Below are 1,031 nucleotides of genomic sequence, written 5' to 3' on the forward strand. Positions count from 1 at the left end.
CAACGGTCTGCATAGCCGCCGTACGGAGCTTTGCGGAGTATGGACGGCTATGCTTTGTTGGGCACAGTCTCCTTTTCTCTTTTTATTATTTCGTCGAATTCTATTGACATCATTTTTTTGTTCTTTTTTCTTAACCTAAAGCCATAGGTTCTATTTGGTTCATCAAAAAAAGGTTCTTTATCGCTATTTACTAACTCTTCTTTGATGGTTTTAGTCGCTTTGATTTCAAGGTTGTCAATTATTTTCTTTAACTCTTCCTTCATTTCTATTTGTTCGTAATGATTTTCATATCCCCAAAATTGAAATTCAATTTCCCAATCTGACCATATACTTTTTGCCCATTCTTTTAACTTAATTGGCTCAATTGTATACCAAAGGCTGATTTTATTTTTGTCTTCATTTATGTGTATTCCTCCAAAAGGAATTTTATCATTCGGAATTTCATTCTTCAGATTTCTGCTAATTAGTTTTTCTCCTTGTGATATAATTTCTGCTATGTTTTGATTCACATATTCGTATGAAATTTCTGCTTTTCTTTCCTTACTGATTAGAGTCCCTTTTGGTTCATCCCAAACATCTTTTAAATAATTTGGTACGTAATTTTCAATTCGTTCTATTATTGAATTATCATTGAAATAGCCGTTCTTGTTCAAAAAGCGAATTACATCATTATATCCTTCGATTAAATAGTTGGTCTTCCAATTCTCCCAGTTTGATTCTAACAGTCTAAGATATTTTCTAATCATAATAATTCCTTCTCCATTTTCATTTTCAGGAATTCCAATTTGTAAACTTATCTCTCGATTATCTTGGTCAATTATTATTCTTGTGAATGGGTTATCTCCTTTAAACTCTTCAGCTTTCATCTGATTATTTATTATTCTTTTCGCTTCTTCTTCACCCCAAAATATATCACACAGAAATGTATAATCTCCTCGATAGTGATTATAAAATTTTAATTCATTGTTTTCTTTGATTATATATTCTGAATAATCTGGCATTTTGTTTTTTCTTGATTGTGCCCAACGGCC

At 31.2% G+C, this 1,031-nt stretch carries 1 protein-coding gene; it reads right to left on the minus strand.

Annotated features, from left to right (window positions below; translation table 11 throughout):
• Window positions 1-47: 47 nt before the first annotated feature.
• On the minus strand, window positions 48-1,031 hold a 984-nt coding region (locus tag MW688_RS22540), incomplete at its 5' end, for a hypothetical protein (RefSeq protein ID WP_486738265.1).

This window comes from Johannesbaptistia floridana (assembly GCF_057440575.1).